The following is a 245-nucleotide window of genomic DNA, read 5'->3' on the forward strand; positions in this document are numbered from 1 at the left end:
GCCGTTGGCCGGATTGGCGGCACGGCTGTCACTCAGGTCCAGTCCGGCAAAGAGGGTCCAGCGCGGGTTGAGCGCACGGAACCAGGTGGCATACACCGCAGCCAACTCACCGTCGTAATTGCTGGCCAGGCCGCGCTGGCGATAGCGCTGGCGCTTCCAGTCGGCCTCCAGCTTGAGCAGGCTGCGCGCATCCAGCGCATATTGCCATTCGCCATGCAGCCCGCTGCCGCCCTGCAGGGCCCGAT

Annotated in this window: 1 protein-coding gene; it reads right to left on the reverse strand. The window is 67.3% G+C overall.

Annotation, left to right across the window (positions count from 1 at the left end):
- On the reverse strand, window positions 1–245 hold a 245-nt coding region (locus tag V0R37_RS23005; RefSeq protein ID WP_420376680.1), incomplete at both ends, for a surface lipoprotein assembly modifier.

This window comes from Pollutimonas rozaliensis, from assembly GCF_048751585.1.
GTDB lineage: Bacteria > Pseudomonadota > Gammaproteobacteria > Burkholderiales > Burkholderiaceae_B.